The following is a 24,422-nucleotide window of genomic DNA, read 5'->3' on the forward strand; positions in this document are numbered from 1 at the left end:
GGAAACCAACCCATTATAAAAATGAAATAATCTATTTCGCTTTACGCTCCTCCCTAAAATGGCATAAGCATTAATTCTATTGACTTATGCGACAATGATAATCTGGAAAATAAATAAGTTCCCTTTATTCCCTTGGCGAAAGAATTTAAAAAAACGCTTGACCAACCGCGTCAGAATGTGAATTGCAATGTCTGGAAGATAAACATCACCATTCCCGAAAAGGCCAGACAGGGACCAAAAGGAATTTGCCCCGCTTTATTTACGCCAGAGTAAAAAAGGCCATACAGCACAATACCGCTTAATGCCGCAACCAGAATTAATAACGGTAACGCCTGCCAGCCGCACCACGCCCCCAGCGCCGCCAGTAGCTTAAAATCGCCCTGTCCAAGCCCTTCCCGCCCCGTCAGCAGGCGAAAACTCCAGTACACCAGCCACAAAATGAGATACCCCGCAACGGCGCCATATAACGCGCTCGCCAACGGCATCGTGTGGAAAACGCAATGCAGCAGCAGCCCAGCCCACAGCAGCGGCTGCGTGAGACTATCCGGCAACAGCATATATTTCGCATCAATCATCGTGAGCGGCAGCAGACCGCACCATAAAACCCACAGCGCGATCAGCGTGACAGAGGAAGGGAGCACCGCCGCCGTTGCCGCAAAAAAAAGCGCGCTGGCTAACTCCACCAACAGCAAGCGCAGGGGAATCACAGACTGGCAATAGCGGCAACGACCGCGCAGGCCGCACCAGCTCAGTAACGGAATATTTTCCCACCAGGCCAGTTGATGCCCGCAGTCCGCGCAGTGCGAGGCAGGAAAAAGTAAATTCCCCGCCCCTTCCTTTTCCATCACCATTGCGGGAACGCGCTCGCTGACTACGCCAAGAAAACTGCCGAGGATTCCGCCCAGACAGGCGCTCATTATGCAAAACCCAATCGGCCAGCTTTCCCGAAACAACATGATCGTATTCATGCGTTTTTATTCCAGCTCAGAGTAATATTGGCTTTCACGTCGCTTTGACGATCGACCGGCCGCAAATCCATTTTTTGCAACTGAACGCCGGACGTAACATTCACTTCACGTAGCCAGTTTTTCAGTTCATAAATATTGACCTGTTCAACAACAAAAGAGAGTGAGCGTTCATCCTGACGAATATCAGACAACGCGAGATGGATCTCTTTCGCGCTCTCTTCAATAACTGTTCGCGGGTTGTTCGTTTTTAAGACTTTCGCCTGTAAATGATTTTTATCGATTTCGTCCCGCATCCAGCGCAGCGTCTCTTTTTGCCGCATTAACGTGGATTGACTGTTTTGAATCATATGATCCAGCGGAATAATGCCGCCGTAATAAATTACCGCGCAGCACATCGCCGCCGCACATAGCGTAATAAGACCACGCTCGCGATCGCTGTAGTTTTGATAGCGTGCTTTTAATTGTGCAATTCGCTCTTTCATTTATATTTCCCCGTCACGATCGCCGTATAGGGTGACTGGTTCGAAACCGGTTGTAACGCAAAGTCAAAATGGGGAGTGGCCTGCGTAACGAAATCCTGTAGCGCCTGCGCGTTCGGCGAGGCCGCATTCAGCGTCAACACATTCTGCGCGTTGTCATATTCCACTTCATTTATCTCAATAGCAGGCACAGACTGTTTAACCTGTTCCAGCGCTTCAAGTTGCAGAAAAATACCTTTACTCTGTTTTTTAATATTCTGACCAAAATGGTATTTGATATTGGTTTTCTGCCGCAGACTCGGGAAATAGTGTTGAGCGACCTGGGCAATCTCGGCCTGTACCTGATTTTCCTGCTGAACCAACATCCATGCCATTGCCACGCGCGGGCCAATCAGCAATCCCATCGACAGCAGCGCAGACACCGCCATTGCTGTCCTCAGATGACGAAATCGCCCCACCTCTTTGCCGCAGGCGGCAAATGCGCCATGCAGCATATTGGCGCGACACGCTTTCCATTGCGGCTGAATCAATACCAGCGGATGCTGCCACGGCAGTTGTTCAGTGACATCGATACCCGCAGGCGCTTCGCCGTAGCAGCGCACTTCGCCATCGCCGCCTTGCGCCAGCAACAGCGGCAGCAGCGTAGCATCCGCTTCGCAGGCGCCGAACGGCGGAAAGCGCAGCCACCAGCTTTCGTCACAGGAAACCAGCGTACTGCCGCCTTCGTTTACCGGCAGCAGAATGGCGTCCGGCAATACCTGAATCACCTTCAGTCCGGCCTCTTCGCACAGCGCAAGCCAGCGCTCAAAGCAGGTGGCGTCAATAGCCACGGCATCCACTTCCCGCCCTTTTTTCCGCAATACCGTCCAGTGTAGCGAGTCCACATCGCCGATCAGCGTCTCTTCCGCCAGCCATGAAAACGGTGTGGAGGCCGTCGATAACCCTTTTTTGGGCAGGGTAAAATGACGGAACACCATCTCACTGGCGGGTAACAGCAAACAAACGCGTGTCGCCAGGGGATTTACGGCAAGCGTTCTCAGCGCATCCCGACTTTCCAGCGTTGCCACCTGCTGGCTACCGGAGACGCACCACTCAATTTTCCCGTCCACGTTTGCATCGGGACGAATAAAAAGTACCTGTTTCATAGACTATGACTTTTCTTATTCAATCATTCGGTAACGGCGTTGCCAGGTTCTCACCTCGCCAGAGTCACGATCGACATGAATCTGGCTGACAACGCGCAGCGTTAAATCATCAGTATTACCGGTACTCTCGACCCGGAAATAGTGACTGTTCACCGCAACAAACGCCTGCATCTGCACGAGGATCGCTTTGCTCTGCGGATAGTTTGTTTCGAGCGTTTTACTGAACGCGTCAACCGACGCCCACCCTTCTTCCGGGCGCGAGGCAATCAGCCGTGCTGCGTCATCCTCACTTAACGTCCCCGCAGACAGCGCAGACAACAGCTGCGCCTGCCCGGGCTTCAGGGTATTCACATCCACTTTGCTCTCCGTATCAGGCAGCGCGCACAGCACCTTGCTGACGCGGGGATAAGCCGCCACCGGAAAACCCGGCAACCGTTTTATCTCGCTGATGGTGCGCATCATCTGATTCGCAGGAAGGCGCTGCGGCGTCACGCCCGCCCAGGCATCGCTTTCCAGAGCCTCTTTTGCGGTTGTGTTGTCAGCGTCCAGATAATCCACCAGTTGTTGATAAACCTCTTCCGCCGCTGCCGTACTGATGCCGCTGTCGATCAGCAACTGTTCAACGATCTGCTCTTTCACCGGCTTTGTCGGCTGCGCGGCGGCGCTATCCGCAGGAGGCGCAGGGTCAATGGCCAGCAGACTGTTCACGTTAAAGCAGGTCTGGGCGTCCTCAATCTGGCTCACGACGGTATAGTTCTCACCCTGAGTTTCCAGCGGTTCGTGCCACGCGCCTTCTGGCGATAATCCATTGCTCTCACCGCTGGCGTCGGTTTGCAGACGATCTTTTATCGCCGCAGCCTGGCCTTGCATCGCCCAGCGCAGCTGCTGCTGACTGACCTGATAGCGGGTTTTCTGCAAATTTCGGCAAAACTGCTGACCGATCTTTGCCGCCAGCGCTGACATCATCACCAGCAAAATCAACACCACCAGCAGCGCGACGCCGCGCTGTTTTTGCGCCGATTGCGTGTTCATTGCTGTTCTCCACCGCGTGCTGGCGGAACCGATGCCGTAACGTCAGCAGGCGTGGGTTGTGCAGCCTCAGCGCTTTCGTCTTTCTTTTCTCCCTGGATTTCCGGCATGTCTCCCGGCGTCATAAACACCCAGCGCCAGGTATCCCCGTTTTCCATCGTCAGCGTCAGTTCGGCGCCTTCCGGCTGATGGGCGGTTTCAAGCCATGTCGTCTGCCAGCCCTGTCGCCAGAATCGCCACTTCATCGCTTTAACGTTGCTTAAAATCGGTACTTCTTCTGGACTCACGTCATCTGGACTATCAATGTCAGGCCAGACATCACGCCACAGGCGATGCGCCTCCAGCCGCCAGCGCACGCGTTCCAGCTGAATTTGCCCACTGACGCCGCTTACCGTCGTCAGCTCAACGGCATGTTGATCCAGACGGAACACATCCGTTTCATTGCGCGGCGCGCGCGGCTGGAGCTGAGAGAAATCGCGCTCCAGCAGGTTACAGGCTCGCTGAAGCTGATTAAGCGTCGTCGCCGCAGCATCCGTTGCCGTGGTGGTGCGCATCGCGCCGTCAAGGATTTGCCAGGCAAGGGTGCTGATCACGGCAAAAATCGTCAGCGCAATCATGATCTCCAGCAGCGTAAAACCTTGCTGGCGACGGAGTGGCGTATTCATTTGCGCTCCTTCGGCGGGACAACCCGCAGCGTGATGACCGGCTGGCCCTCTTCGCCTTCGGCATACACCTGGACTTCATCGGCAAACGCCTTGTCATCGGTTTTCACCCGCTGTTTGCGCCAGTTCCAGCTGCGTCCGCCCATCGTTTCACTGCCTTCTTCAGCGACGTCGGGAAAAACGCTTTTTGCAAGCTGCGCTTGCGCGAGCTGGTTTTCCGCAACCCAACTGGCCTGTAGCGTATCGGCAAGACCGTGCGTAAAACGCACATTCAGCGAGACGGAATTCATCAACGCCAGCGCGGCGGTAGAAAAGATCACCAGCGCCACCATGACTTCCAACAGCGTCATGCCCTGTTCTTTCGCTTCCGGTTTAGTCATTGTTCTCTACCAAAACGGGTGAAGCGCCCTGCGACACCACGCGGAAATGGTGCTGTTTGTCATAGCTCTGCAACGTCAGCGTGAATCGGCTAATTTCCCCATCCGGTAAAAAGAGCACCTGCGGGTCGGCATCAGGCGTGGCCGCCAGACGCTGGGGAGCGAGCGAAACATGCATCTCTTCAGGAAACTGTCCGTGGGTGAAAATACGCCCGGCTGTCAGCGGCGCCCAGTGACGCCCGCCGTTTTCCCCGGCCCACTTCACCAGCTGATATTCCGTTGGCGTCATCACCAGCCCGACAATATTTCCGTCCATCACTGCCCGATCAGAACCATATTCAACGAGGGATTGTAATTGCTGGCCTAATATATCTGCGCCGCTGCGTGAGGGTATTGTCGAAACCACCATCATGGCGCAGCTGGCAAAAATAACCAGCGCCAGAATAATTTCCAGCAATGTAAATCCACGTTGCTTATTCATTACTTATCTTTTTTATCTAAAGACCAGTTCGTTATATCATCGGCGGTATTCGCTTCACCATCCGGGCCGGAGGAGAAAACATCTACCGCGCCATGTTCGCCAGGGCTAACCAGAATGTAATCATTTCCCCACGGGTCCTGCGGCAGACGGCGAATATAACCGTCAGCACGATAGCCGTTGGGAATCGGCGCGATCTCCGGCTTCGTCACCAACGCCTGCAACCCCTGTTCGGTGGTTGGGTAGCGATGGTTATCGAGCTTATACATATCCAGCGAGCCTTCCAGGGCGACAATATCGCTGGTCGCTTTTTGCGCATCCGCTTTCTCTTTATTCCCCATCAGATTCGGCACCACCATGCTGGCCAGAACACCAAGAATAACGATGACCACCATTAATTCGAGCAAAGTAAACCCGGCCTGACCTTTCAGGCTATTTTTTTTCACAGACATAATTAACCCACCATATTATTGAGCTGAAGAAGCGGTTGTAATATTGACAGTACGATAAATAAAACCACCGTCGCCATCGTCACCACCAGCGCCGGTTCAAATACCGACAGCGTTAATGTAATGCGATGTTGTAATGCCGACTCCTGGTTTTCGGCGGCGCGATCCATTAATGAACCGAGTTCGCCGCTCTCTTCGCCAGAAGCAATCATATAAAGCATGGTTGGCGGAAATAATCTGGCCTGCTCCAGTGCGTTATATAATGACGCGCCCTGACGCACGGTATCCGCCGCCTGTTCCAGTACCTGACGCGCATACAGATTCTCAATACCGTCCATCGCGATATACATACCTTCCAGCAACGGCACGCTACTGGCCTGTAAAATGCTCAGGGTGCGGATGTAACGGGCGCTGTTTATTGCACAGACCAGTTTTTTCAGCGGCGAACGGTTCACCAGCCAGCGGTGATATGCAAAACGATGACGCTCTTTTTTAAGCCAGGCGTTAAAAGCGATAAACGATCCGACAAGGCCGCCGCCGATAACCATTCCGTAAGCCTGCAAAAAATCGCTGACCGCAATCAGGGTACGGGTGGTGACGGGCAACTGCTGCTTCATATGCACAAACTGTTCGATGACCTGCGGCACCACCGCCACCAGCAGAATGGAGATAACCGCAATCGCCACCACCGTCAGGGTGATGGGATAGACCATCGCCTGCGACAGCTTGCTTTTCATTTTCTGTCGCTGTTCGTTGTATTCAGCCAGCTTTTCCAGCACGCCGCCGAGATGCCCGGTCTTTTCCCCTGCCATCACCAGCGTGCAATAGAGCTTGTCGAAAGTACGCGGAAACTGGCTGAAAGCGTCGAAAAGCGTGTGCCCTTCCACCACTTTATCGCGGATCTCACCGACCATCACCGCCAGCTTTTTGTCTTCCGTCTGCTTAGAAATCGCCTTCAGCGCACTCTCCAGCGGCAGTGCGGCATTAACCAACGTCGACAGCTGGCGGGTAAACATTGAGAGCACCGGTGTCGAAAGTTTTGCGCCTTTCTGAGCCCCCTTTCCGGCGGCGCGCTCGCGGGTGAGCGTAATGCTGATCGGCATCAGCTTCTGTTCGCGCAGCGTCTGGCGCACCTGCTTTGGGCCTTCAGCCTGCAAGGCGCCGCGCCGGGTTTTCCCGGCGGCATCCGTAGCCGTCCATGCGAACCAGGCCATTATTCGTCACCTCCGCGCTCGGCGGTAACACGCATCACTTCCTCCAGCGAGGTGACGCCGGAGATCACCTTCAACAAACCATTTTCCCGCAGGCTGTAGGCCTGCTTAAACAGCTGAGTTTCAATCGACATTTCGTCTTTATCTTCATGAATAGCGCGGCGCATCGCGCTGTCCACCAGCAGAAACTCATGAATACCGGCGCGTCCCTGGTAACCGCTCTGGCGGCACTGTTCACACCCCACGGCGCGATAAATCACGTCGGGGGGGCTCTCCATAAAGCTGAACAGCGGTTTTTCATTATCATCCAGCGGACTGACGGCACGGCAGTGAGGGCACAGCCGACGAACCAGACGCTGGGCAATGACGCCAAGCAGCGATGAACCAATTAAAAACGACTCCAGCCCCATATCGCGCAACCGGGTAATCGCTCCCGCCGCGCTGTTGGTATGCAGCGTAGACATGACCAGATGGCCGGTAAGCGACGCCTGAACCGCAATCTGCGCGGTTTCGCCGTCACGAATTTCACCGATCATCACCACATCCGGGTCCTGACGGAGGATCGCGCGCAGGCCTCGGGCAAACGTCATATCCACTCGCGGGTTAACCTGCGTCTGCCCCACGCCTTCCAGTTCATATTCGATCGGATCTTCAACGGTAAGAATATTGCGTTCATGGCCGTTTAGCGCCGAGAGGATGGCGTAAAGCGTCGTGCTCTTACCGGACCCGGTCGGCCCGGTCACCAGGATAATCCCGTGCGGGCGGCCAATCAGTCCTTTGAGCTGTTCGAGTTCTTCGTCGATCAGCCCCAGTTTATTGATATCCGGCTTCAGGTTGCTTTTATCCAGCAGACGCATGACCACCCGCTCGCCATACTGCGACGGGATGGTTGAGACACGCACATCCACCGCTTTACGCCCAATGCGCAGGGAGATGCGACCGTCCTGCGGCAGGCGTTTTTCGGCGATATCCAGTTTAGACATCACCTTAATCCTCGATACCAGCAGCGGCGCCAGCTTACGCGCGGGCTGCAATACAGGACGCAGCACGCCGTCAACGCGAAAACGGATACTCAGCGTGCGCTCAAAGGTTTCGATATGGATATCCGACGCGCCATCCTTCACCGCCTCGCCAAGAATGGCGTTAATCAGACGGATAACCGGCGAGTTTTCATCGTTATCCAGCAAATCCTCGTTATCGGGGATCTCCTCGGTTAACGCCATCAGATCGATATTGGCATCCATATCATCAACCAGCTGCTGCGAAACACCGCTATTCTGCTGCCAGATTTTAGCCAGCATCTCTTCAAACGCTTCTGGCGTTAATGTTACCGGCGTAAAGGCACGCCCCAGCACGCGACGCATCTCCAGCAGGGCAAACGCGGGCGCATCCTCACGGATATATACGTCGTTGTGATAAAGCAGCACACCGTTGTCTTTTGCGAAGCTGCTGCTGCACAAATTTTTGCTTAATTCATCCACGCGACACCCCCGGCTTACTCTTTAAACGGATTGCGCGACGCCGTGGCTGGCGCAGCAGTGCTGGTTTTTACGGGCGACGGGAACGCGGGCAGAATGGCGTTATCGTCCGGCTCCAGGATGCCCATTTTTTTCTCCTCCATACGCTGCTGCTGGCGCGCGCGCACCTGGTCGTATTTCTCTTTCGACGCGGCGCTGTAGTTATCGTCATCGCGCAGAACGGTGGTATGGATAAAGACCATCAGGTTTCGCTTGGTGGTATCCTGCGAGGTGTAGCGGAACAGTTGCCCCACCAGAGGAATATCGCCAAGCAGCGGCACTTTCGACACATTCTGTTTGGTGACATTTTCGATAAGCCCTCCCAGCACTACCGTCTGCCCGCTGTGAACCATCACCTCGTTATTGATCGTGCGGGTGTTAAAGGTTGGGCCTAAAGACGAATCCTCCGTCGAACTGGCGTCCACGCTGGAAACTTCCTGCTCGATCTTCATGTGGATCATGTCGCCATCATTAATCTGCGGCAGGATCTTCAACTTCGTCCCCACCGTCTTACGCTCAACGGTGTTAAAGACGTTGTCGCCCGTCGTCGTCTGCGAACCAGAAAGCACCGGCACATCCTGACCAACGTTAAACGACGCTTCTTTGTTATCCAGCGTCACCACGCTCGGCGTGGAGAGAATGTCGTTTTTGCCGTTGGTCGACAGCGCCGTCATCAGCGCGCCGAAATCGCCGTTAAAGAAACCTGTCGCCATACCGGTAAAATTCACGCCTTTTATCGTCCCGTTCTTAACCTGGCCGATCGGCAGACCGGTTGCGCCAAACTGTACGCCGCCGTGTTTACTCGTCCACTGCACGCCGAGATCGGTTCCGGCGCCATCCTGCACTTCAGCGATAATGGCTTCCACCAGTACCTGGGGACGGCGAATGTCCAGCTTGTCGATCACCTTCTCAAGCGAGTTCATCACGTTCGGCTGCGCGGTGATCACCAGTGAGTTTGTCGACTCGTCGGCAGTAATATTCAGATCGGTCGCGGCAACCGGCGATTTACTTTTCGCTGCGCCCGGCTTGTCCTTCATCTGCTCTCCAATGCCCGTTAACACCGGCACCACTTTGGCGGCATTGGCATATTTCAGGTAAAAGACGCGGGTATTCCCCTCGTTATTCTGCTCGCGATCAAGCTGCGCTATCAGCGTGCGGGTACGCGCCCGCGCTTCTTCGCTGCCGCTAATGACCAGGCTATTCGTCTCCTCATCCGCCACCACTTTGGTCGCCAGTTGCGGTGCGTTCTGCCCTTTTTGCTCTTCGTTGTTGAGGTTATTCAACATATCCGAAAGTTCTTTCGCAGAGGCGTAGTGCAGCGGAACGATTTCGCGCCGCTGTACGCCGGAACGATCGACGCGCTGAACCAGATCGACCAGGCGGTTCACCACCGAGGCTTTACCGGTGAGCAGCAGGACGTTCGACGGCTCAAAGTGCACCACGTTGCCGATACCGGTCGCATCGTTCAGCTGGCGCAACAGCGGCGCCAGTTCGCGTACCGGTACATTTTCCATCCGCACGACGCGGGTAATAATTTCATCCCCTTTACCGGGATTTTTGCTGTCGGCAATCGGCGTTCCCGCGGTTCTCGCAACGGATGAACGAACCACTTTCACCATGCCGTTATCCATCGGAATCACGGAAAGTCCGTACAAATCCAGCACGCTGAGGAAAAACTGATAGTATTCATCTTCGGTCAAAACGTTATACGTCCGAACCGATACGGTTCCCTGTACCGACGGATCGACCAGAATCGTTTTATTGAGATTACGGCCAACCGTATCAATAAATTCACGAATATCAGTATTTTTAAAACTGGCGCTAAAATTCGCCGCAAAGAGCGAACTGGAATATAACGCCAGAGTTGTCAGCGCCACGCACGCCCACGGAAATTTCTTCATGGCAATTCACTTGTTAGTTGTTTAAAACATTGACCTGAATATTTTCCAGGTGAGCGTGACGTCTTACGACTACCGCCGCTTCTTTCATTTTTGACCAGCCAGCAATGATGCTTTTCGCCTGCTCTTCTTTCGTCATATCGGTACTGTTCACCTTCACAACCACATCGCCCTTCTCCAGCCCACTGTTCTGAAAGAAAGACGAAGCATTGCGCGGGTTGATTTCGTACCCTTCCAGACGACCTTTTTCAATAAACGGTTTTAGCACCAGGACATCATTAAGATGCAGGCTCTCTGCACCGGCATCGTTTGTCGGTTTTTGTAGCGGGCCGCTTTCAACACCGCCTCTGAAATAATCAGGTTTCTTTAATGCCAGTACCTGCGTAGTACCTTCATAATTAACCACCACATTGTCGTTATTGATCTCCTCAATACAGGCGTCACTCACTCCCACGAGGCTTTCGCCTTCGCGATAACTTTGCTGTCCCGCAGGCGTTTTAATAACGGCAAACGATAGCCATTTTTCATCGCTGCTGACGATGCCTTCAATCTCGGCAGAGAGCGGTGATTTAACCGCTGCTGGCGTATTTCGCTGCCAGACGGCAGGTTGAAAAAGCGCAAATGACTTTTCTTTTTCGTCATTTTTACGCACGTTAATTTTTCTGTTATTTAACTTGTTTGTAACCTTATTATAGTTTTTAAAAACGACATACCCTTGATGTCCGCTGAATATCAGTAAAACAAACATCATGCAGGGTGCAATCAATCGGGAGAAAAGCTGCATCCTCATTATTTAAATTCCTTTAATAAAGCTAAATTTTGCAGCACCAGCTGCGCCAATCGGTGCGGCAAATAGTAATGAGCGGCAAGAAAGTCGACCACTCGCTTTCCCGGCAACTTTATTGCAGAAAAACATTGACGATTTCACTTACTGGTGTTAGCGAAAATAATCAGAGTAATTTTCTCCTGTCCGGTATTTGCCCGAATAAACCCGCTCAATTATTTTTAGCGCAACGTTTCCAGAAGCCAGAAAGTACAGCGAGACACCATGTATCAGCATCATTTTAAATTTTCCGCTCAGCCGTTTGGCAAACTCACCCGGCGAACGGGGGAGTTTTTCGTTCATTATCATCAGGACATCTTTTCCCTGTTGCAGGAAAAAACCAACGTGCCCGGCATCATCGGTCTGTTTTCTGACGAACCTGAATTAGACAATGCCTTTGTGGAAAAACTGCGTAACGGCGGCACACCTGCGCTGGCCATTAACGCCTTCCCCAAACTGAGCGCCAGTATGCTGCTCTATAAACTGAACCCTGCCGTTAAAGAGGGTAAAAACAAAATTTATGCCATTGATGCCATTTTGCGCCAATGGCATGAGGAAACGCCTTCGCGTAATAAAAAAGGCAAACTGCTGATCCTCTCCACGGCACAGGCCATGAAAGATAATTGTTGGGATGTTCTGGGTATGTTGCTGACGCGGGCGCAAGAGCTGAACTTCCCGCTCACGATTCTTCTGACCGGCTCTCCCGATCAGAAATCCCGTCTTCTGGATCATTCTGGTTTACAGCCCCGCGTTCATACCTGCCTTGCGCTACGTTCGCTGACCTGCCGTGAATATATCGACTACGTCGGGGCACAGATGGACGAACAAAACGTCGATACCTCGCCACTGACGCCCGCGCGGGTGCGCAGAATGCATGCGCTGACCAAAGGCCGCGTAACCGGACTCAATAAACTGGCGCATCTGGCGCTGCTTGCCGCATGGACCGAGCGGGCGATACAGGTTTCCCCACGCCATTTACGCCTGGCTGCCGGTGAACTCCTGCCGCCCACGCCGCGCGGTAAACGCCTGGCAACCGCAGGGCTGTTTGCCTCCGTCCTGTTCGCCTGCTGCGGCTGGTACTTTTCCGGCGCGATCGCGTCTCGCCTGCCGCAACAAGTGCCGGTTCCGGCCAGTTGGAAAAAGACGCTGCCTGAGGCGACTGCGCCTGTTATGCCCACCATTGAAAATGAGGTGGTTAATCAGTCGGACGCCATGCATCAGCTCTATCTTATGTGGGGTTATGATGCTTCCGCGAACGATGCGCTATGCCAGAACGCAGCGCGAGTGAACCTGATGTGTCGTCAGGGGAATACGTCTTTACAGGCGCTGGAACAGGAAGGTTATCCGTGGGCAGGAGAGATCAAAACGGGTAATCACCTGAATTACGCCGTCGTGGCCCACGTTGATAAACAGTCGCTCGATCTTCTGATCAATAACCGAACCTGGCAGGTAAGCAGACACTGGTTTAATCAACACGCCACCGGAAATTACACGCTTTTGCATCGTTTAACGCCGCAAGGGAAAGATGAGATTAGCGCGACCAGCGGCGATAAAGACCTGGCGTGGCTGGATCAAACGCTAAGCCAGACGTTGAATGAACCGCTGACCCACTCGCGAAGCTGGACGGCTGAACTGGCAAAACGCACCCGTGAATTTCAGGGTAAGGCAGGACTGCATGTCGACGGCATCGCCGGCGAAGAGACGCTGATGCAGTTAATGCGCGCAACCAACAGCGTTCCGGGCGTACTGGCGCAAACACTAAGCCAGAAGCAGGAACATAAAACGCAAGGGAACACGAAATAATGTCCACCATTTGCCTTGCTGCACAGCGCAGTTTCACGACGGGAGAAGCGGTCTATTTTGCCTGGCGCCTTCCGGCGCCCCAAAAAGTGCTGTTCCGCGCCATGATGTGGCTGCTGACCCTCTGCACGTTTATTATTGCCGGACTGTATGCCCATATTTACTGGAACTGTCAGCATCCGACGTCTGAGCCGAAACCGACAAAAGTGGAAAACCCGGATACCCGGCTTTCTGAGATGCACTATGTTTATATTTCGAAGCCATTCCCGCAGCCAGTCCCCAAACCGGCCCCTGCTCCCCAGGCGTTACCCCCATTGCAGGATGAAGCGCCGGTAAGTCAAGACAGCGACTGGCGGCAAGCGCCGGAAGGCGATCTCTCGGATCGGGCATTGCCCGGCGCGGAAGAACAGACGCCATCGTTGAAAGCGCGTTTCCTGCAAGCGTTACAGGAGCAAAAAGAGGACTATCAGCAGGGAAAAATACCGGAACCGCCCGATGATTGATGACGCAAGAAAACATCATTACGCCTTAATGCGCTCCCAAAGGCCTCCGCTTCATTAGCTGAAGAGGAGACGATGGGAAATGTGATTAATATTTTTCTGGCAAGGTCGTCATCGACATTAATCGGCTTTTCTCAATGACGATATAGTTTCCTTTTTTAAGATCAGAGAGAATTTTGATGATCGTACTGCGGGCAAAATTCGTATACTCCTGAATATAGTCGTATACATTGATGTCACGGTTATGATGAATAATCAGCTCATTAATTTCGATTAAAAATTCACGAATAACAGAGTAAGCGCTACGGGCAACCAAAACATCATCACGTTTGCTAAGCAGGCAAATATACCATGACAGCACCCTGGTGAGATCTGGCCATAAACTGTGTTCAGTCAACAGACGCATAAACTCATCTTTTTTGATTGAGCGCACGACGGTATTGGTACGAGCAAGCCCATACATATGCAGAGAACCATAAAATATGGCAGATAACCCAAAGATACACTGCCCTTGCAGGGTAAACATACATAACTCATCGGAGGTACGGCGAAATTCAACGTCACCGCTCACGATAATATGAATATATTCCGAGTCACTGGTGGTGATTTTCTGCCATTTTTTTAAGGTTTTTTCTTTATAACCTGACGTTAAAGAAATAATACGTTCCATTTCATGATGCGGACGAATTTTCTTACCGTAAATGCTTAACATATTATGCCTTTCAAAGAATATTGATTTAAATTTAATGACAAGCGACGAGTGATAACCTCAGCTTAATGTCACTCACTGATTCAACCTGGTTAAAAATAAAATTAAGCAAAAAAAAGATTGTGCGCGCTAAGTTTCACGACTTTTAGCGTATAAGAAATATCTTCCTGATAAAATCAATCATAGATGAGGGGAATTTAAAGTCAATTAACCATAGATTAATTTGATTTTTATCCAAAATGAATTTCGATGAAAATAAACAAGTTAACTGACTTTTATCACGACGCCAGCGCCATTAATTCTGGCCATATTTTTCCAGTAACGCATTAGCAATCGCTTGCGTTTGCGCATCCGCCACCCCGTTCCATAACGCCGGGCGGAAATGCATCTGGAACGCCATGATCACCCGCTGCTGTTCACGCGCGGTCATCTCCGGTTTGACCTCGTAACCATAACGCGAAAGCAAGTCGAGCAATGATGCGGGATCGACTGGCGTATTGGGCGCGCGTCCCGCCAGATAAAACGCCACGCGCTGTTCATCAGGCCAGGCGCCAATGCCCTGCGCCGCCAGATCGCGCCAGGGGAACAGAGGGCCAGGATCGTCCTTACGCTGCGGGGCAATATCCGCATGCGCCACCACGTTTTGCGGCTTAATGTCGTAGCGGGCAATGATCTCTTTCGCCAGTGGGATCAGGGCCTGAATTTGCGCAGGTTCAAACGGGGCGAAGTATTTCATTCCCGCCGACTTTTGCCAGCCGCGATTTTCCAGTTCGATACCAACGGACGTGTCGTTGATGCGCGTTGCGCCACGCCAGAAGCTGATACCCGCGTGCCACGCCAGATCGTGCTCTGGCACCAGTTGCCAGATACGCGGCTTGCCACGGTGAAGCGGCGGTACAGCAGGAATTAAATAGTGCGAGCTGACGTTTTTATCCGTTAACGTCGCCAGAGAGGTATCAAAGTCATCCGCCGTGTAGTGGATGACCAGGATTTTGATGCGCGGGTACGCCGCCTGTGCCTGATGACGGGTATCCAGCTGATACCCGTCTTTATCAATAATCCCTTTCTCGCCCGCGCACCCGGTTAACAGAAGCGCGAACGCGACCAGCCAGAGCAGGTGTCTCATCGGCGCGTTTTTACCGCCGTCCCGCTGACGCTCACCATCAGCATACTGCTGTCTTTGCCTACGGTCTCATAGTCAATGTCGATGCCCACAACCGCATCCGCACCCAGCGCTTTCGCCTGTTCGCCCAGTTCCTGAAAAGCGATTTCACGCGCTTTACGCAACTCTTTTTCATAGGAACCCGAACGTCCGCCGACGATATCGCGAATACCCGCGAAGAAGTCACGGAAAATGTTGGCGCCCAAAATGGCTTCACCCGTTACCACACCGCAATATTCCACGATGTTCTGCCCTTCCAGCGTCGGGGTTGTCGAAAACTGCATAGCCGATCTCCTTGTTTACCTAAGCACTCGATCTCAAACGCATTATCAGACCGATACGCTATCATTGAAAATGATATAATTGATTATCGTAGATCGCTTTTTGGCAGATCGCTTATAAGGAAATCACTATGCGCTACAGCAAACTCTCTCTGCTCGTCCCTTGCGCACTGCTGCTCAGTGCCTGCACAACCGTCACTCCTGCTTATAAAGACAATGGCCCGCGCAGCGGGTCGTGCATAGAAGGCGGGCCGGACAGCGTGGCTCAACAATTTTATGACTACCGCATTCAAAACCGTACTAACGACATTACCGCCCTTCGCCCTTACTTAAGCGACAACCTGGCAAAACTGCTCTCTGACGCCAGCCGTGACAGCGAACACCGCCAGTTGATGAGCAGCGACCCGTTCTCCAGCCGCACCACCTTCCCGGATAGCGCCAGCGTAGCCAGCGCGTCCACCATTCCTAATCGCGACGCCCGCAACATCCCACTGCGCGTGGAGCTGAAGCAAGGCGACCAGACCTGGCGCGACGAAGTGCTGATGATCCATGAAGGTCAGTGCTGGGTTATTGATGATGTGCGTTATCTTGGCGGCAGCGTCCACGCGCCAGCCGGTACGCTGCGCCAGTCCGTCGAAAACCGCTGATCACCCGACAAAACGTCGATAAATCATAAGCCCCACAAATCGTCTGGCATTCTGCATAGAATGCCGACAATTATTCTTGCCGCCTACCGCCCCCGCTATTTTGTGCTATGTTTAGTGAAGAATGCGGTTTGCATTTAACTTTTAACGCATAAATATTGCATAACTATTCTGTCAAAGGTACTATCTGCGGCCTCAACATACACAAAATCATTCATGATGCGTCGAGGCGGCAAGTGACTGGAGTGACAAATCTGTCAGGAACAGATTTGAACGTCGCGAGCAACGGTTCGTAAGGGCGAGTCTCAGGGTGAGACGAGTCACTCAGCAGCCAACAAAGAGGCAGCATGAAGGATGACGTGTACAGTTATCAGACTGCCAGCATACGAGAATCAATGAGTATTCAATTAAACGGCATTAATTGCTTCTACGGCGCGCATCAGGCGCTGTTCGATATCACGCTGGATTGCCCTCAGGGCGAAACGCTGGTGTTACTTGGCCCAAGCGGAGCGGGTAAAAGCTCGCTGCTGCGTGTACTCAATCTGCTTGAGATGCCGCGCTCCGGCACGCTCACTATCGCAGGAAATCATTTCGACTTCACGAAAACGCCTTCTGATAAGGCGATTCGTGAATTGCGCCAGAACGTAGGCATGGTTTTTCAGCAATACAATCTCTGGCCGCATCTCACGGTACAACAAAACCTGATTGAAGCGCCCTGCCGCGTGCTGGGTCTGTCAAAAGACCAGGCGCTGGCGCGTGCCGAGAAGCTGCTGGAACGTCTGCGTCTGAAACCTTACAGCGATCGCTATCCTCTGCATCTTTCCGGCGGTCAGCAACAGCGTGTGGCTATCGCCCGTGCGTTAATGATGGAGCCGCAGGTGCTGCTGTTTGACGAGCCAACCGCCGCGCTGGACCCGGAAATCACCGCGCAAATCGTCAGTATTATTCGTGAACTGGCGGAAACCAAAATTACCCAGGTGATCGTCACTCACGAAGTAGAAGTGGCGCGTAAAACCGCCAGCCGGGTGATCTATATGGAAAACGGTCACATCGTCGAGCAAGGGGATGCGAGCTGCTTTGCGAACCCGCAGACCGATGCATTCAAAAACTATTTATCTCACTAAGATTCGGGACAATGACAATGAAAAAAGTTCTGATTGCCGCGCTAATTGCAGGCTTTAGCCTTTCCGCTACAGCAGCTCAAACCATCCGTTTCGCCACGGAAGCATCCTACCCTCCGTTCGAATCTATGGATGCCAGTAACAAAATCGTCGGCTTTGACGTCGATCTGGCCAATGCGCTGTGTAAAGAGATTGACGCGACCTGCACCTTTACCAACCAGGCGTTTGACAGCCTGATCCCAAGCCTGAAGTTCCGTCGTTTCGACGCGGTGATGGCCGGTATGGACATCACGCCTGAGCGTGAAAAGCAGGTTCTGTTCACCACGCCTTACTATGACAACTCCGCACTGTTCATCGGTCAGCAGGGTAAATACACCAGCATCGACCAGCTGAAAGGCAAAAAAGTGGGCGTACAGAATGGCACTACCCACCAGAAGTTCATCATGGATAAGCACCCGGAAATCACCACCGTGCCTTATGACAGCTACCAGAACGCGAAGCTGGATCTGCAAAATGGTCGTATTGACGGCGTGTTCGGCGACACCGCCGTGGTCACTGAATGGCTGAAAGATAATCCGAAGCTGGCGCCGGTTGGCGATAAAGTGACCGACAAAGATTACTTCGGCACCGGCCTCGGTATCGCGGTACGCCAGGGCAACACGGAACTACAGCAGAAATTCAACACTGCGCTGGAAAAAGTGAAGCAAGATGGCACGTACGAAACCATCTACAACAAATGGTTCCAGAAGTAAGACTTGATGAACGAATTTTTTCCTTTAGCAAGCGCCGCCGGGATGACCGTCGGCCTTGCCGTTTGTGCGCTGATCATCGGCCTCGTCCTCGCTATGATTTTTGCCGTCTGGGAGTCCGTAAAATGGCGCCCGATAGCCTGGACAGGTTCCGCACTGGTCACGATTCTGCGCGGCCTGCCGGAAATTCTGGTGGTGCTGTTTATCTATTTCGGTTCCTCTCAGCTTCTGCTGATGCTGTCTGATGGCTTCACCATCAACCTGGGGTTTGTGCAAATCCCGTTGCAGATGCAGATTGAAGACTTCGACGTCAGCCCGTTCCTGTGCGGCGTCATCGCGCTGTCGTTGCTGTATGCGGCATACGCGTCGCAAACGCTGCGCGGCGCGCTGAAAGCGGTTCCGTCTGGACAGTGGGAATCCGGTCAGGCGTTAGGCTTATCAAAAACCGCGATTTTCTTCCGCCTGGTGATGCCGCAAATGTGGCGTCATGCGCTGCCAGGGCTGGGCAACCAGTGGCTGGTATTGCTGAAAGATACCGCGCTGGTCAGCCTTATCAGCGTGAACGATCTGATGCTGCAAACAAAAAGCATCGCCACGCGCACTCAGGAGCCGTTCACCTGGTACATTGTGGCTGCGGCTATCTATCTGGTGATTACGCTGGTGAGTCAGTACATTCTCAAACGCATTGACCTGCGCGCGACACGTTTTGAGCGGAGACCAGGCTGATGTTTGAGTATTTACCTGAACTGATGAAAGGGCTGCACACCAGCCTGACGCTGACGGTTGCGTCTATCATCGTCGCGCTGATCCTGGCGCTGATTTTCACCATCATTCTGACGCTGAAAACGCCGGTGCTGGTATGGCTGGTTCGCGGCTACATTACGCTGTTTACCGGTACGCCGCTGCTGGTGCAAATCTTCCTGATCTACTACGGCCCGGGGCAATTCCCGTCGTTACAGGATTACCCGGTACTCTGGCACCTGCTGTCCGAGCCGTGGCTATGCGCCTTACTTGCCCTGTCGCTCAACAGCGCGGCCTATACCACGCAGCTGTTCTATGGCGCGATTCGCGCGATCCCGGAAGGCCAGTGGCAGTCCTGCGGCGCGCTGGGGATGAGCAAAAAAGATACCCTGGCGATCCTGCTGCCGTACGCGTTTAAACGCGCCCTCTCCTCTTACTCCAATGAGGTGGTGCTGGTCTTCAAAAGCACCTCCCTGGCGTACACCATTACGCTGATGGAAGTGATGGGCCACGGCCAGCTGCTGTACGGTCGTACCTACGATGTGATGGTGTTTGGCGCGGCTGGCGTGATTTATCTGATCGTCAACGGTTTGTTAACCTTGCTGATGCGCCTCATCGAGCGTAAAGCGCTGGCGTTTGAGCGCAGGAATTAAGAACATCATATGTAGGCCTGATAAGATGCGTCAGCGTCGCCATCAGGCAATGGCGCAAGCGCCTTATCCAGCCTACAAAATTATCGACATAAATGCATAAAACGAAATCATAAAGGCGGACAAGCCACTAAGCTGTCCGTCTTTTTTTATAATAACAAAAATACTTAATCATTTTTATTGCATATAAATTCATTAAATGGCATTGTAAACCCATGCCGCAGACACGGTGAATAATCATAAGATTGACAGACGGGAGTTCCACCATGAAAAAGTTAGTTCTGGCCGCATTACTCGCTACTTTCGCCGCTGGCGCCTCAGCTGCCGATAAAATCAATTTCGGCGTTTCCGCTACTTACCCGCCGTTCGAATCACTGGATGCGAGCAATAAAATCGTCGGTTTCGATATCGATCTGGCGACTGCGTTATGCAAACAAATGCAGGCCGACTGTACTTTTACCAACCACGCGTTTGACAGCCTGATCCCGGCGCTGAAATTCAAAAAATATGACGCGGTTATCTCTGGTATGGATATTACCCCTGAGCGTAGCAAACAGGTGACGTTCACCAGCCCTTACTATGCCAACTCTGCGCTGGTGATTGCGAAAAAAGACAGCTATAAAACCTTTGCCGACCTGAAAGGGAAACGTATCGGCATGGAAAACGGCACCACGCACCAGAAATACCTGCAAGATAAGCATCCTGAAGTGAAAACCGTAGCTTATGACAGCTACCAGAATGCGATTATCGACCTGAAAAATGGCCGTATTGATGGCGTATTCGGCGATACCGCCGTGGTGAATGAGTGGCTGAAAACCAATCCGCAACTGGGCGCGGCAACAGAAAAAGTGACCGATCCGCAATACTTCGGCACCGGCCTTGGCATCGCTGTGCGCCCGGATAATAAAGCGCTGCTGGAAAAACTGAACACCGCGCTGGCGGCAATCAAAGCTGATGGCACTTATCAGAAAATCAGCGATCAGTGGTTCCCGCAGTAATCTTCCTTGCCGGATGGCGCTGCGCCATCCGGCAATTCTATAAGGGCACAAAGAACCTAAAGCGCGCGCCACTCACCGAATCCATCAGCCTGATCCCACCGCCGTGCAGTTCCAGCATCCGTCTTACAATCAGCAGCCCTAACCCTCCGCGATCTTCCCGCGACGCCTGATGCCCCAGCACCGATGGTCGCTGGAACAGTTGTTCACGCAACGCTTCGTCGATACCTGGCCCGCTGTCGCTGACCTCTACCTGTAGCTGCGCCTCCTCCTGCCAGACCTTCAGCCGGATAGTGCTCCCCTGCGGCGAATGGCGCACGGCGTTATCCAGCAGATTCGTCACTACCCGCTCTATCATTGAGACGTCAGCATTGATAAGCGGCAGGGAATGCGGCATATCGACCTGCAAATGCAACTGCCGGGTCTCTATTGTCAGATCGAATTTTTGCGCCACATCCTGAATCAGCTCACCAATAGCAAAGCGCTCCAGTTGCGGTTTAATGCTGCCATGCTCAAGCCGCGCCAGCTCGAAAAGCTGCTGCGACAGGTGCCGCACCTTGTGCCCCTGACGCAGCGCGGTGGCGAGATATTGCTGCGTTTCCTGCGGCGTCAGCGTAGCGGATTTAAGCGATAACGTTTCCAGGTAGCCCAGCAATGACGTCAGCGGCGTGCGTAAGTCATGCGAGATATTGGCGATAAACTCCCGGCGCTGCCGGTCGCTGTCGGCCAGTTGATCCCACTGACCGGCGATTTTGCGCGCCAGCTCGATAAAAGTATTGCGCAGCACCGCAACTTCATCACTCACCGTGGTCTCCGGCTGCTGTGCCGCCAGCTGTTTGATGGCGGTAATGCTGTCCTGCTCCAGCCCGGCAACGTCCATCGTCAGGCGTTTTACCGGGCGCGTCACCCAGTACCAGATCAGTAACCCCGCCAGCAGGCCGAACAGCGCCACCCATAGCAGGGACCACAACACCGTACTCCAGAGTGCTTTATGCCAGGCCATTTCTGCCAGCGCATTTGACTCTTCACCTTGCAGGATGATGTACAAATAGCCTTTAAGCTCACCATCCTGACGTAAAGGGGTAACGCTGAAAACCTTCTGACTCTGACTACGCGGATCGTCGCCATAGACGGGCATCGCTGCGCCGCTGAGAAAGGTTTGCAATGGACTAATATCGATCTTTTGCCGCTGGATATGGCCCGGCGGCGCGGCATCGGCCAGCAGTTCGCCGTCAGAAGAGACGACATACAGCTCAACGCTCGGGTTAAAGGTCATCAGGCGGTCAAACAACGGCTTCAGCACGCTGCGGTCAACCCTGCCCTGCGCATCCAGAATGGGTTCACGCTGCACAATCTGTTGCGCCAGCCCGCCGGACAGCCGCTGCACCATCGCGTTGCCGTACTGCATGCTGCTGTAGAGTTGCACCGCGCAGGCAACGGTGGCGCAGAGCATCAGCAGCAGAATGAACAGCAGCGTCAGCCGCTGGCTCAGGCTAAAGCGCCGCATCATGGTTCAGCTCCGCAAATTTGTAACCTTTGCCCCAGACGGTACGAATAATCTCCGGTTCAGCGGCATCTTTTTCAATCTTGATGCGCAGGCGATTAATGTGGGTGTTGACGGTGTGCTCATACCCTTCGTGCTGATAGCCCCAGACCTGTTCCAGCAGCGCCAGACGCGAAAAGACTTCGCCGGGATGACGGGCAAAGAAGTACAGCAGCTCAAATTCACGCGGCGTGAGGTCCACGTCCTGACCGTGCAAGCGCACCGTACGCGCCAGCGGATCAAGCGTCAGGCCATGAGCCTGAATATGCCCGGCAGTCTGTGCCTGCCCCATAGCCTGCTGACGGCGAAACAGCGCTTTGATGCGCGCGATCAGCTCCTGCACCGAGAAGGGTTTTGCCAGGTAATCATCTGCCCCGGTTTCCAGCCCGGTAATGCGGTCCGTTTCGCTGCTGCGGGCGCTGATAATAATCACCGGCAGGTAGCGGGTCATCTGACGGATGCGACGACAAATTTCCAGACCGTCAACGTTGGGGAGCATCAGGTCGAGGATCACGGCATCCCAGGGTTGGGTTTCAAGGCACTGTAACGCCTTGCCCCCATCCGGTTGGTGAGTAATGGCGTAGCCTTCGTCTTCTAAATTGAGGCGCAGGAGCGCCGCGATGTCGTGGTCATCTTCCACCAGCAGGATCTGCTTCATGGGTAAGCCTTCATTCTCTCAATGCCAATAACTTAAGCTTACCCGATTTCACAGGGGGGAAGAGTTCACATTTTGTTGAACTTTGTGCGGACGTTGCGCCAGGCGGCGGCTTCGCTTTACCCGGCCTACCGGTCAGTGTGCTTTGGTCAACAGCGTTAACACTTCATAATGCGCGGTATGCGGGAACATATCGAAAAGTTGAACACGCTCAATACGGTAGCCCGGCAAGTTGGCAATGTCCTTTGCCATCGTCTGCGCGTTGCAACTGGAGTAGATGATGTATTCCGGCGCCATCTGGCTAAGATAGTCGCACAGGGCTTTTCCAATGCCGCGACGCGGCGGGTTCACCAGCACCAGTTCCGGCACCTCTCCTTGCGCGGTCGCGAATTGCGTAGAATCCAGCGCCTGAAAATGAAGATTCGTCAGCCCCAGTTCTGCGGCGGATTGCTTCGCGCAGGCGATTGCCTCTGGTGCGATCTCAATGCCCGTCAACGTCATTTCCGGGGTGGCGCAGTGCAAACCAAATCCCCCGACGCCGCAAAACAGATCCCACATGTGATGAACAGGCAGCTGACGCACCCAGTCACGCGCCGTCGCATACAGACGGCTCGCAACGACCGGGTTGGTCTGGAAAAAGCTCTGCGGACGGATCCACAGCGGCACATCGTTAAAACGTTCTGCCAGCGCCTGCTGCTCCGTCAGGAAGATCTCCGTCTCCCCTTCCATAATCGCCATGTGTACCGGTTGAATATTCGCGGTAATAACCTTCAGCTGCGGTAACTGCGCCTGTAGCCACGGCAGCGCCGCGCGCAGCTGCGCCAGTTTGGTTTCTGAGCGCAGCACGAACCGCAGCATCATGCCGCCATCGAACTGGCTTTCCGTCAGCAGGATGTATTTCAGCTCGCCGCGTTTGCGCGCCACGTTGTAAGGCGTTAACCCGGCACGGGCGATGAACGGCTTCAGCGTGGCGAAAACGGGAGCAAACGTGTCGGGATAGAGCGGACAGTCACTCAAATCCTCCGGGGTGCCATCGCGATGCAACATGCCTAACAGCGGCTTTTCCACGCTGCCGCTGACCACCATTTTGGCTTTATTACGAAAGGCCTGCTCCGGGCCGCTGACCGGCGCACACCACTGTTCAACTGAAAAATCGGCAAGCAGCCCCTTTAGATCGGCGGTTTTGGCGGAGAGTTGATCGCGGATCGGCTGGACTATCCACTGACAGGATCGACAGCGACCGGCGTCGTAGAGTGCGCACTGCATACAAAGACCTTCATATTACCAGGGGCGAGGATTATACACGTTATTGCAAACGGAAGAACCGCCTGCTGCCCGCAGGAATAAAGAGCAGCATCAGAACCAGCATGTCCGGCAATTTCTGCATCACCAGCGTGCGCAAAATTTCGCGTTTCGACTCCCCGGCAATACTGAACAGTTCCGGGTAGCCATAGCCCAACGACGCCGCCCACAGATAACCTGTGGCAATAACCTGCGTGAGCAGGTACACCCAGCGCGCCCAGTTGCGCCCTTTCACCAGCGAAAACGCGCAATATATTTCAGTAAAGACCAGCGCCAGGCTGCCTAAAAACACCAGCGTCAGATTCCAGGTTTGCACGCTGCGATGAATAAACTCCCCCATTCCCCGCATGCCGAGCGTGTTAAAAATCATCAGCAAATCGAGGCAGCGGATCAAAATAATCGCGAGCGCCGCCACCTGCACCAGCGTGGGTACATTTAAACGGGCATGTGATGAGGATGATTTCTTAAAAAATCCCAACGAATCGTCTTCCATGAAAACGTTACCGCGTTTGCCCACGGTAACGTGTTGCCAGG

At 53.5% G+C, this 24,422-nt stretch carries 27 protein-coding genes; 8 read left to right on the forward strand and 19 right to left on the reverse strand.

Annotated features, from left to right (window positions below):
* Positions 1 to 170: 170 nt before the first annotated feature.
* From OGX80_RS10675 to gspC, 12 genes are read right to left on the reverse strand one after another with little or no spacing between them, the layout of a single operon-like run.
* On the reverse strand, positions 171 to 968 hold the full coding sequence (locus OGX80_RS10675) for a prepilin peptidase (RefSeq protein ID WP_115181780.1): 798 nt from the start codon (positions 966 to 968) through the stop codon (positions 171 to 173).
* The gene (locus OGX80_RS10680; RefSeq protein WP_012133069.1) at positions 965 to 1,450 is read right to left on the reverse strand and encodes a type II secretion system protein M; all 486 of its coding nucleotides are present in this window, start codon (positions 1,448 to 1,450) and stop codon (positions 965 to 967) included. The genes OGX80_RS10675 and OGX80_RS10680 overlap by 4 nt, the downstream gene beginning before the upstream one ends.
* On the reverse strand, positions 1,447 to 2,592 hold the full coding sequence (gspL, locus tag OGX80_RS10685; protein WP_115181781.1) for a type II secretion system protein GspL: 1,146 nt from the start codon (positions 2,590 to 2,592) through the stop codon (positions 1,447 to 1,449). The genes OGX80_RS10680 and gspL overlap by 4 nt, the downstream gene beginning before the upstream one ends.
* A 15-nt stretch (positions 2,593 to 2,607) precedes the next feature.
* On the reverse strand, positions 2,608 to 3,624 hold the full coding sequence (gene gspK / locus OGX80_RS10690; protein ID WP_115181782.1) for a type II secretion system minor pseudopilin GspK: 1,017 nt from the start codon (positions 3,622 to 3,624) through the stop codon (positions 2,608 to 2,610).
* Positions 3,621 to 4,286, reverse strand: a complete 666-nt coding sequence (gspJ, locus tag OGX80_RS10695) for a type II secretion system minor pseudopilin GspJ (protein ID WP_115181783.1) — start codon at positions 4,284 to 4,286, stop codon at positions 3,621 to 3,623. Before gspJ ends, gspK begins: the two co-directional genes overlap by 4 nt.
* Positions 4,283 to 4,663: a type II secretion system minor pseudopilin GspI gene (gspI, locus tag OGX80_RS10700; protein WP_110494437.1), complete on the reverse strand. Its 381-nt coding sequence runs from the start codon at positions 4,661 to 4,663 to the stop codon at positions 4,283 to 4,285. The genes gspJ and gspI overlap by 4 nt, the downstream gene beginning before the upstream one ends.
* Entirely contained in the window at positions 4,656 to 5,141 is a 486-nt protein-coding gene (gspH, locus tag OGX80_RS10705; protein WP_012133074.1) for a type II secretion system minor pseudopilin GspH, read from the reverse strand. The genes gspI and gspH overlap by 8 nt, the downstream gene beginning before the upstream one ends.
* On the reverse strand, positions 5,141 to 5,590 hold the full coding sequence (gspG, locus tag OGX80_RS10710; RefSeq protein WP_012133075.1) for a type II secretion system major pseudopilin GspG: 450 nt from the start codon (positions 5,588 to 5,590) through the stop codon (positions 5,141 to 5,143). The genes gspH and gspG overlap by 1 nt, the downstream gene beginning before the upstream one ends.
* Positions 5,591 to 5,592: 2 nt before the next feature.
* On the reverse strand, positions 5,593 to 6,801 hold the full coding sequence (gene gspF, locus OGX80_RS10715) for a type II secretion system inner membrane protein GspF (RefSeq protein ID WP_104868859.1): 1,209 nt from the start codon (positions 6,799 to 6,801) through the stop codon (positions 5,593 to 5,595).
* Positions 6,801 to 8,279: a type II secretion system ATPase GspE gene (gene gspE, locus OGX80_RS10720; protein ID WP_012133077.1), complete on the reverse strand. Its 1,479-nt coding sequence runs from the start codon at positions 8,277 to 8,279 to the stop codon at positions 6,801 to 6,803. Before gspE ends, gspF begins: the two co-directional genes overlap by 1 nt.
* A gap of 14 nt (positions 8,280 to 8,293) precedes the next feature.
* The gene (gene gspD / locus OGX80_RS10725; RefSeq protein WP_115181785.1) at positions 8,294 to 10,216 is read right to left on the reverse strand and encodes a type II secretion system secretin GspD; all 1,923 of its coding nucleotides are present in this window, start codon (positions 10,214 to 10,216) and stop codon (positions 8,294 to 8,296) included.
* Between the two features lie 13 nt (positions 10,217 to 10,229).
* Entirely contained in the window at positions 10,230 to 10,961 is a 732-nt protein-coding gene (gene gspC, locus OGX80_RS10730; RefSeq protein ID WP_024130492.1) for a type II secretion system protein GspC, read from the reverse strand.
* 300 nt (positions 10,962 to 11,261) lie between these two features.
* On the opposite strand from gspC, the gene OGX80_RS10735 reads away from it, so the two are divergent.
* A complete protein-coding gene (locus OGX80_RS10735) occupies positions 11,262 to 12,839 on the forward strand; it encodes an ExeA family protein (protein WP_115181786.1) in 1,578 nt (525 codons plus the stop codon).
* Complete coding sequence (locus OGX80_RS10740; protein ID WP_115181787.1) at positions 12,839 to 13,339, forward strand: type II secretion system protein GspB, cryptic system variant; 501 nt, start codon at positions 12,839 to 12,841, stop codon at positions 13,337 to 13,339. Before OGX80_RS10735 ends, OGX80_RS10740 begins: the two co-directional genes overlap by 1 nt.
* A gap of 85 nt (positions 13,340 to 13,424) precedes the next feature.
* Here the strand turns inward: OGX80_RS10740 and OGX80_RS10745 are convergent, their stop codons facing one another.
* The 3 genes from OGX80_RS10745 to OGX80_RS10755 form a co-directional block, all read right to left on the reverse strand.
* Positions 13,425 to 14,048 (reverse strand): helix-turn-helix domain-containing protein, encoded by a 624-nt coding sequence (locus OGX80_RS10745; protein ID WP_012133085.1) that lies wholly within the window; start codon positions 14,046 to 14,048, stop codon positions 13,425 to 13,427.
* Between the two features lie 292 nt (positions 14,049 to 14,340).
* Positions 14,341 to 15,171, reverse strand: a complete 831-nt coding sequence (locus OGX80_RS10750) for an N-acetylmuramoyl-L-alanine amidase (protein WP_071259576.1) — start codon at positions 15,169 to 15,171, stop codon at positions 14,341 to 14,343.
* On the reverse strand, positions 15,168 to 15,491 hold the full coding sequence (locus OGX80_RS10755) for a heavy metal-binding domain-containing protein (RefSeq protein ID WP_012133087.1): 324 nt from the start codon (positions 15,489 to 15,491) through the stop codon (positions 15,168 to 15,170). Before OGX80_RS10755 ends, OGX80_RS10750 begins: the two co-directional genes overlap by 4 nt.
* A 128-nt stretch (positions 15,492 to 15,619) precedes the next feature.
* Here OGX80_RS10755 and OGX80_RS10760 point away from each other — a divergent pair, with 128 nt between their 5' ends.
* The 6 genes from OGX80_RS10760 to artJ all read left to right on the forward strand — a co-directional run bounded on the left by OGX80_RS10760 (position 15,620) and on the right by artJ (position 20,391).
* Positions 15,620 to 16,135 (forward strand): lipoprotein, encoded by a 516-nt coding sequence (locus OGX80_RS10760; RefSeq protein WP_115181793.1) that lies wholly within the window; start codon positions 15,620 to 15,622, stop codon positions 16,133 to 16,135.
* Between the two features lie 392 nt (positions 16,136 to 16,527).
* On the forward strand, positions 16,528 to 17,256 hold the full coding sequence (artP, locus tag OGX80_RS10765; protein WP_024130493.1) for an arginine ABC transporter ATP-binding protein ArtP: 729 nt from the start codon (positions 16,528 to 16,530) through the stop codon (positions 17,254 to 17,256).
* Between the two features lie 17 nt (positions 17,257 to 17,273).
* Positions 17,274 to 18,005: an arginine ABC transporter substrate-binding protein ArtI gene (gene artI, locus OGX80_RS10770; protein WP_024130494.1), complete on the forward strand. Its 732-nt coding sequence runs from the start codon at positions 17,274 to 17,276 to the stop codon at positions 18,003 to 18,005.
* 6 nt (positions 18,006 to 18,011) lie between these two features.
* Positions 18,012 to 18,728, forward strand: coding sequence for an arginine ABC transporter permease ArtQ (gene artQ, locus OGX80_RS10775; protein WP_049009773.1), 717 nt, complete (start codon positions 18,012 to 18,014; stop codon positions 18,726 to 18,728).
* The gene (artM, locus tag OGX80_RS10780; protein WP_012133092.1) at positions 18,728 to 19,396 is read left to right on the forward strand and encodes an arginine ABC transporter permease ArtM; all 669 of its coding nucleotides are present in this window, start codon (positions 18,728 to 18,730) and stop codon (positions 19,394 to 19,396) included. The genes artQ and artM overlap by 1 nt, the downstream gene beginning before the upstream one ends.
* Before the next feature lie 263 nt (positions 19,397 to 19,659).
* Entirely contained in the window at positions 19,660 to 20,391 is a 732-nt protein-coding gene (gene artJ / locus OGX80_RS10785) for an arginine ABC transporter substrate-binding protein ArtJ (protein ID WP_012133094.1), read from the forward strand.
* A 37-nt stretch (positions 20,392 to 20,428) separates the two neighbouring features.
* Here the strand turns inward: artJ and OGX80_RS10790 are convergent, their stop codons facing one another.
* The 4 genes from OGX80_RS10790 to OGX80_RS10805 all read right to left on the reverse strand — a co-directional run bounded on the left by OGX80_RS10790 (position 20,429) and on the right by OGX80_RS10805 (position 24,381).
* A complete protein-coding gene (locus OGX80_RS10790; protein WP_115181794.1) occupies positions 20,429 to 21,898 on the reverse strand; it encodes a sensor histidine kinase in 1,470 nt (489 codons plus the stop codon).
* Positions 21,882 to 22,589, reverse strand: a complete 708-nt coding sequence (locus OGX80_RS10795; RefSeq protein WP_047457883.1) for a response regulator transcription factor — start codon at positions 22,587 to 22,589, stop codon at positions 21,882 to 21,884. Before OGX80_RS10795 ends, OGX80_RS10790 begins: the two co-directional genes overlap by 17 nt.
* Positions 22,590 to 22,721: 132 nt before the next feature.
* On the reverse strand, positions 22,722 to 23,852 hold the full coding sequence (rlmC, locus tag OGX80_RS10800; protein ID WP_115181795.1) for a 23S rRNA (uracil(747)-C(5))-methyltransferase RlmC: 1,131 nt from the start codon (positions 23,850 to 23,852) through the stop codon (positions 22,722 to 22,724).
* 40 nt (positions 23,853 to 23,892) lie between these two features.
* Entirely contained in the window at positions 23,893 to 24,381 is a 489-nt protein-coding gene (locus OGX80_RS10805; protein ID WP_012133098.1) for a YbjO family protein, read from the reverse strand.
* Positions 24,382 to 24,422 lie beyond the last annotated feature (41 nt).

The organism is Citrobacter sp. CK194, assembly GCF_030333395.1.
Taxonomy (GTDB): domain Bacteria; phylum Pseudomonadota; class Gammaproteobacteria; order Enterobacterales; family Enterobacteriaceae; genus Citrobacter_B; species Citrobacter_B koseri.

Bases quoted from the DNA above. Each gene is read 5' to 3' on its own strand.
- OGX80_RS10675 (WP_115181780.1), bottom strand. From the start codon at position 968: ATGAATACGATCATGTTGTTTCGGGAAAGCTGGCCGATTGGGTTTTGC.
- OGX80_RS10680 (WP_012133069.1), bottom strand. From the start codon at position 1,450: ATGAAAGAGCGAATTGCACAATTAAAAGCACGCTATCAAAACTACAGC.
- gspL (WP_115181781.1), bottom strand. From the start codon at position 2,592: ATGAAACAGGTACTTTTTATTCGTCCCGATGCAAACGTGGACGGGAAA.
- gspK (WP_115181782.1), bottom strand. From the start codon at position 3,624: ATGAACACGCAATCGGCGCAAAAACAGCGCGGCGTCGCGCTGCTGGTG.
- gspJ (WP_115181783.1), bottom strand. From the start codon at position 4,286: ATGAATACGCCACTCCGTCGCCAGCAAGGTTTTACGCTGCTGGAGATC.
- gspI (WP_110494437.1), bottom strand. From the start codon at position 4,663: ATGACTAAACCGGAAGCGAAAGAACAGGGCATGACGCTGTTGGAAGTC.
- gspH (WP_012133074.1), bottom strand. From the start codon at position 5,141: ATGAATAAGCAACGTGGATTTACATTGCTGGAAATTATTCTGGCGCTG.
- gspG (WP_012133075.1), bottom strand. From the start codon at position 5,590: ATGTCTGTGAAAAAAAATAGCCTGAAAGGTCAGGCCGGGTTTACTTTG.
- gspF (WP_104868859.1), bottom strand. From the start codon at position 6,801: ATGGCCTGGTTCGCATGGACGGCTACGGATGCCGCCGGGAAAACCCGG.
- gspD (WP_115181785.1), bottom strand. From the start codon at position 10,216: ATGAAGAAATTTCCGTGGGCGTGCGTGGCGCTGACAACTCTGGCGTTA.
- gspC (WP_024130492.1), bottom strand. From the start codon at position 10,961: ATGTTTGTTTTACTGATATTCAGCGGACATCAAGGGTATGTCGTTTTT.
- OGX80_RS10735 (WP_115181786.1), top strand. From the start codon at position 11,262: ATGTATCAGCATCATTTTAAATTTTCCGCTCAGCCGTTTGGCAAACTC.
- OGX80_RS10740 (WP_115181787.1), top strand. From the start codon at position 12,839: ATGTCCACCATTTGCCTTGCTGCACAGCGCAGTTTCACGACGGGAGAA.
- OGX80_RS10745 (WP_012133085.1), bottom strand. From the start codon at position 14,048: ATGTTAAGCATTTACGGTAAGAAAATTCGTCCGCATCATGAAATGGAA.
- OGX80_RS10750 (WP_071259576.1), bottom strand. From the start codon at position 15,171: ATGAGACACCTGCTCTGGCTGGTCGCGTTCGCGCTTCTGTTAACCGGG.
- OGX80_RS10755 (WP_012133087.1), bottom strand. From the start codon at position 15,491: ATGCAGTTTTCGACAACCCCGACGCTGGAAGGGCAGAACATCGTGGAA.
- OGX80_RS10760 (WP_115181793.1), top strand. From the start codon at position 15,620: ATGCGCTACAGCAAACTCTCTCTGCTCGTCCCTTGCGCACTGCTGCTC.
- artP (WP_024130493.1), top strand. From the start codon at position 16,528: ATGAGTATTCAATTAAACGGCATTAATTGCTTCTACGGCGCGCATCAG.
- artI (WP_024130494.1), top strand. From the start codon at position 17,274: ATGAAAAAAGTTCTGATTGCCGCGCTAATTGCAGGCTTTAGCCTTTCC.
- artQ (WP_049009773.1), top strand. From the start codon at position 18,012: ATGAACGAATTTTTTCCTTTAGCAAGCGCCGCCGGGATGACCGTCGGC.
- artM (WP_012133092.1), top strand. From the start codon at position 18,728: ATGTTTGAGTATTTACCTGAACTGATGAAAGGGCTGCACACCAGCCTG.
- artJ (WP_012133094.1), top strand. From the start codon at position 19,660: ATGAAAAAGTTAGTTCTGGCCGCATTACTCGCTACTTTCGCCGCTGGC.
- OGX80_RS10790 (WP_115181794.1), bottom strand. From the start codon at position 21,898: ATGATGCGGCGCTTTAGCCTGAGCCAGCGGCTGACGCTGCTGTTCATT.
- OGX80_RS10795 (WP_047457883.1), bottom strand. From the start codon at position 22,589: ATGAAGCAGATCCTGCTGGTGGAAGATGACCACGACATCGCGGCGCTC.
- rlmC (WP_115181795.1), bottom strand. From the start codon at position 23,852: ATGCAGTGCGCACTCTACGACGCCGGTCGCTGTCGATCCTGTCAGTGG.
- OGX80_RS10805 (WP_012133098.1), bottom strand. From the start codon at position 24,381: ATGGAAGACGATTCGTTGGGATTTTTTAAGAAATCATCCTCATCACAT.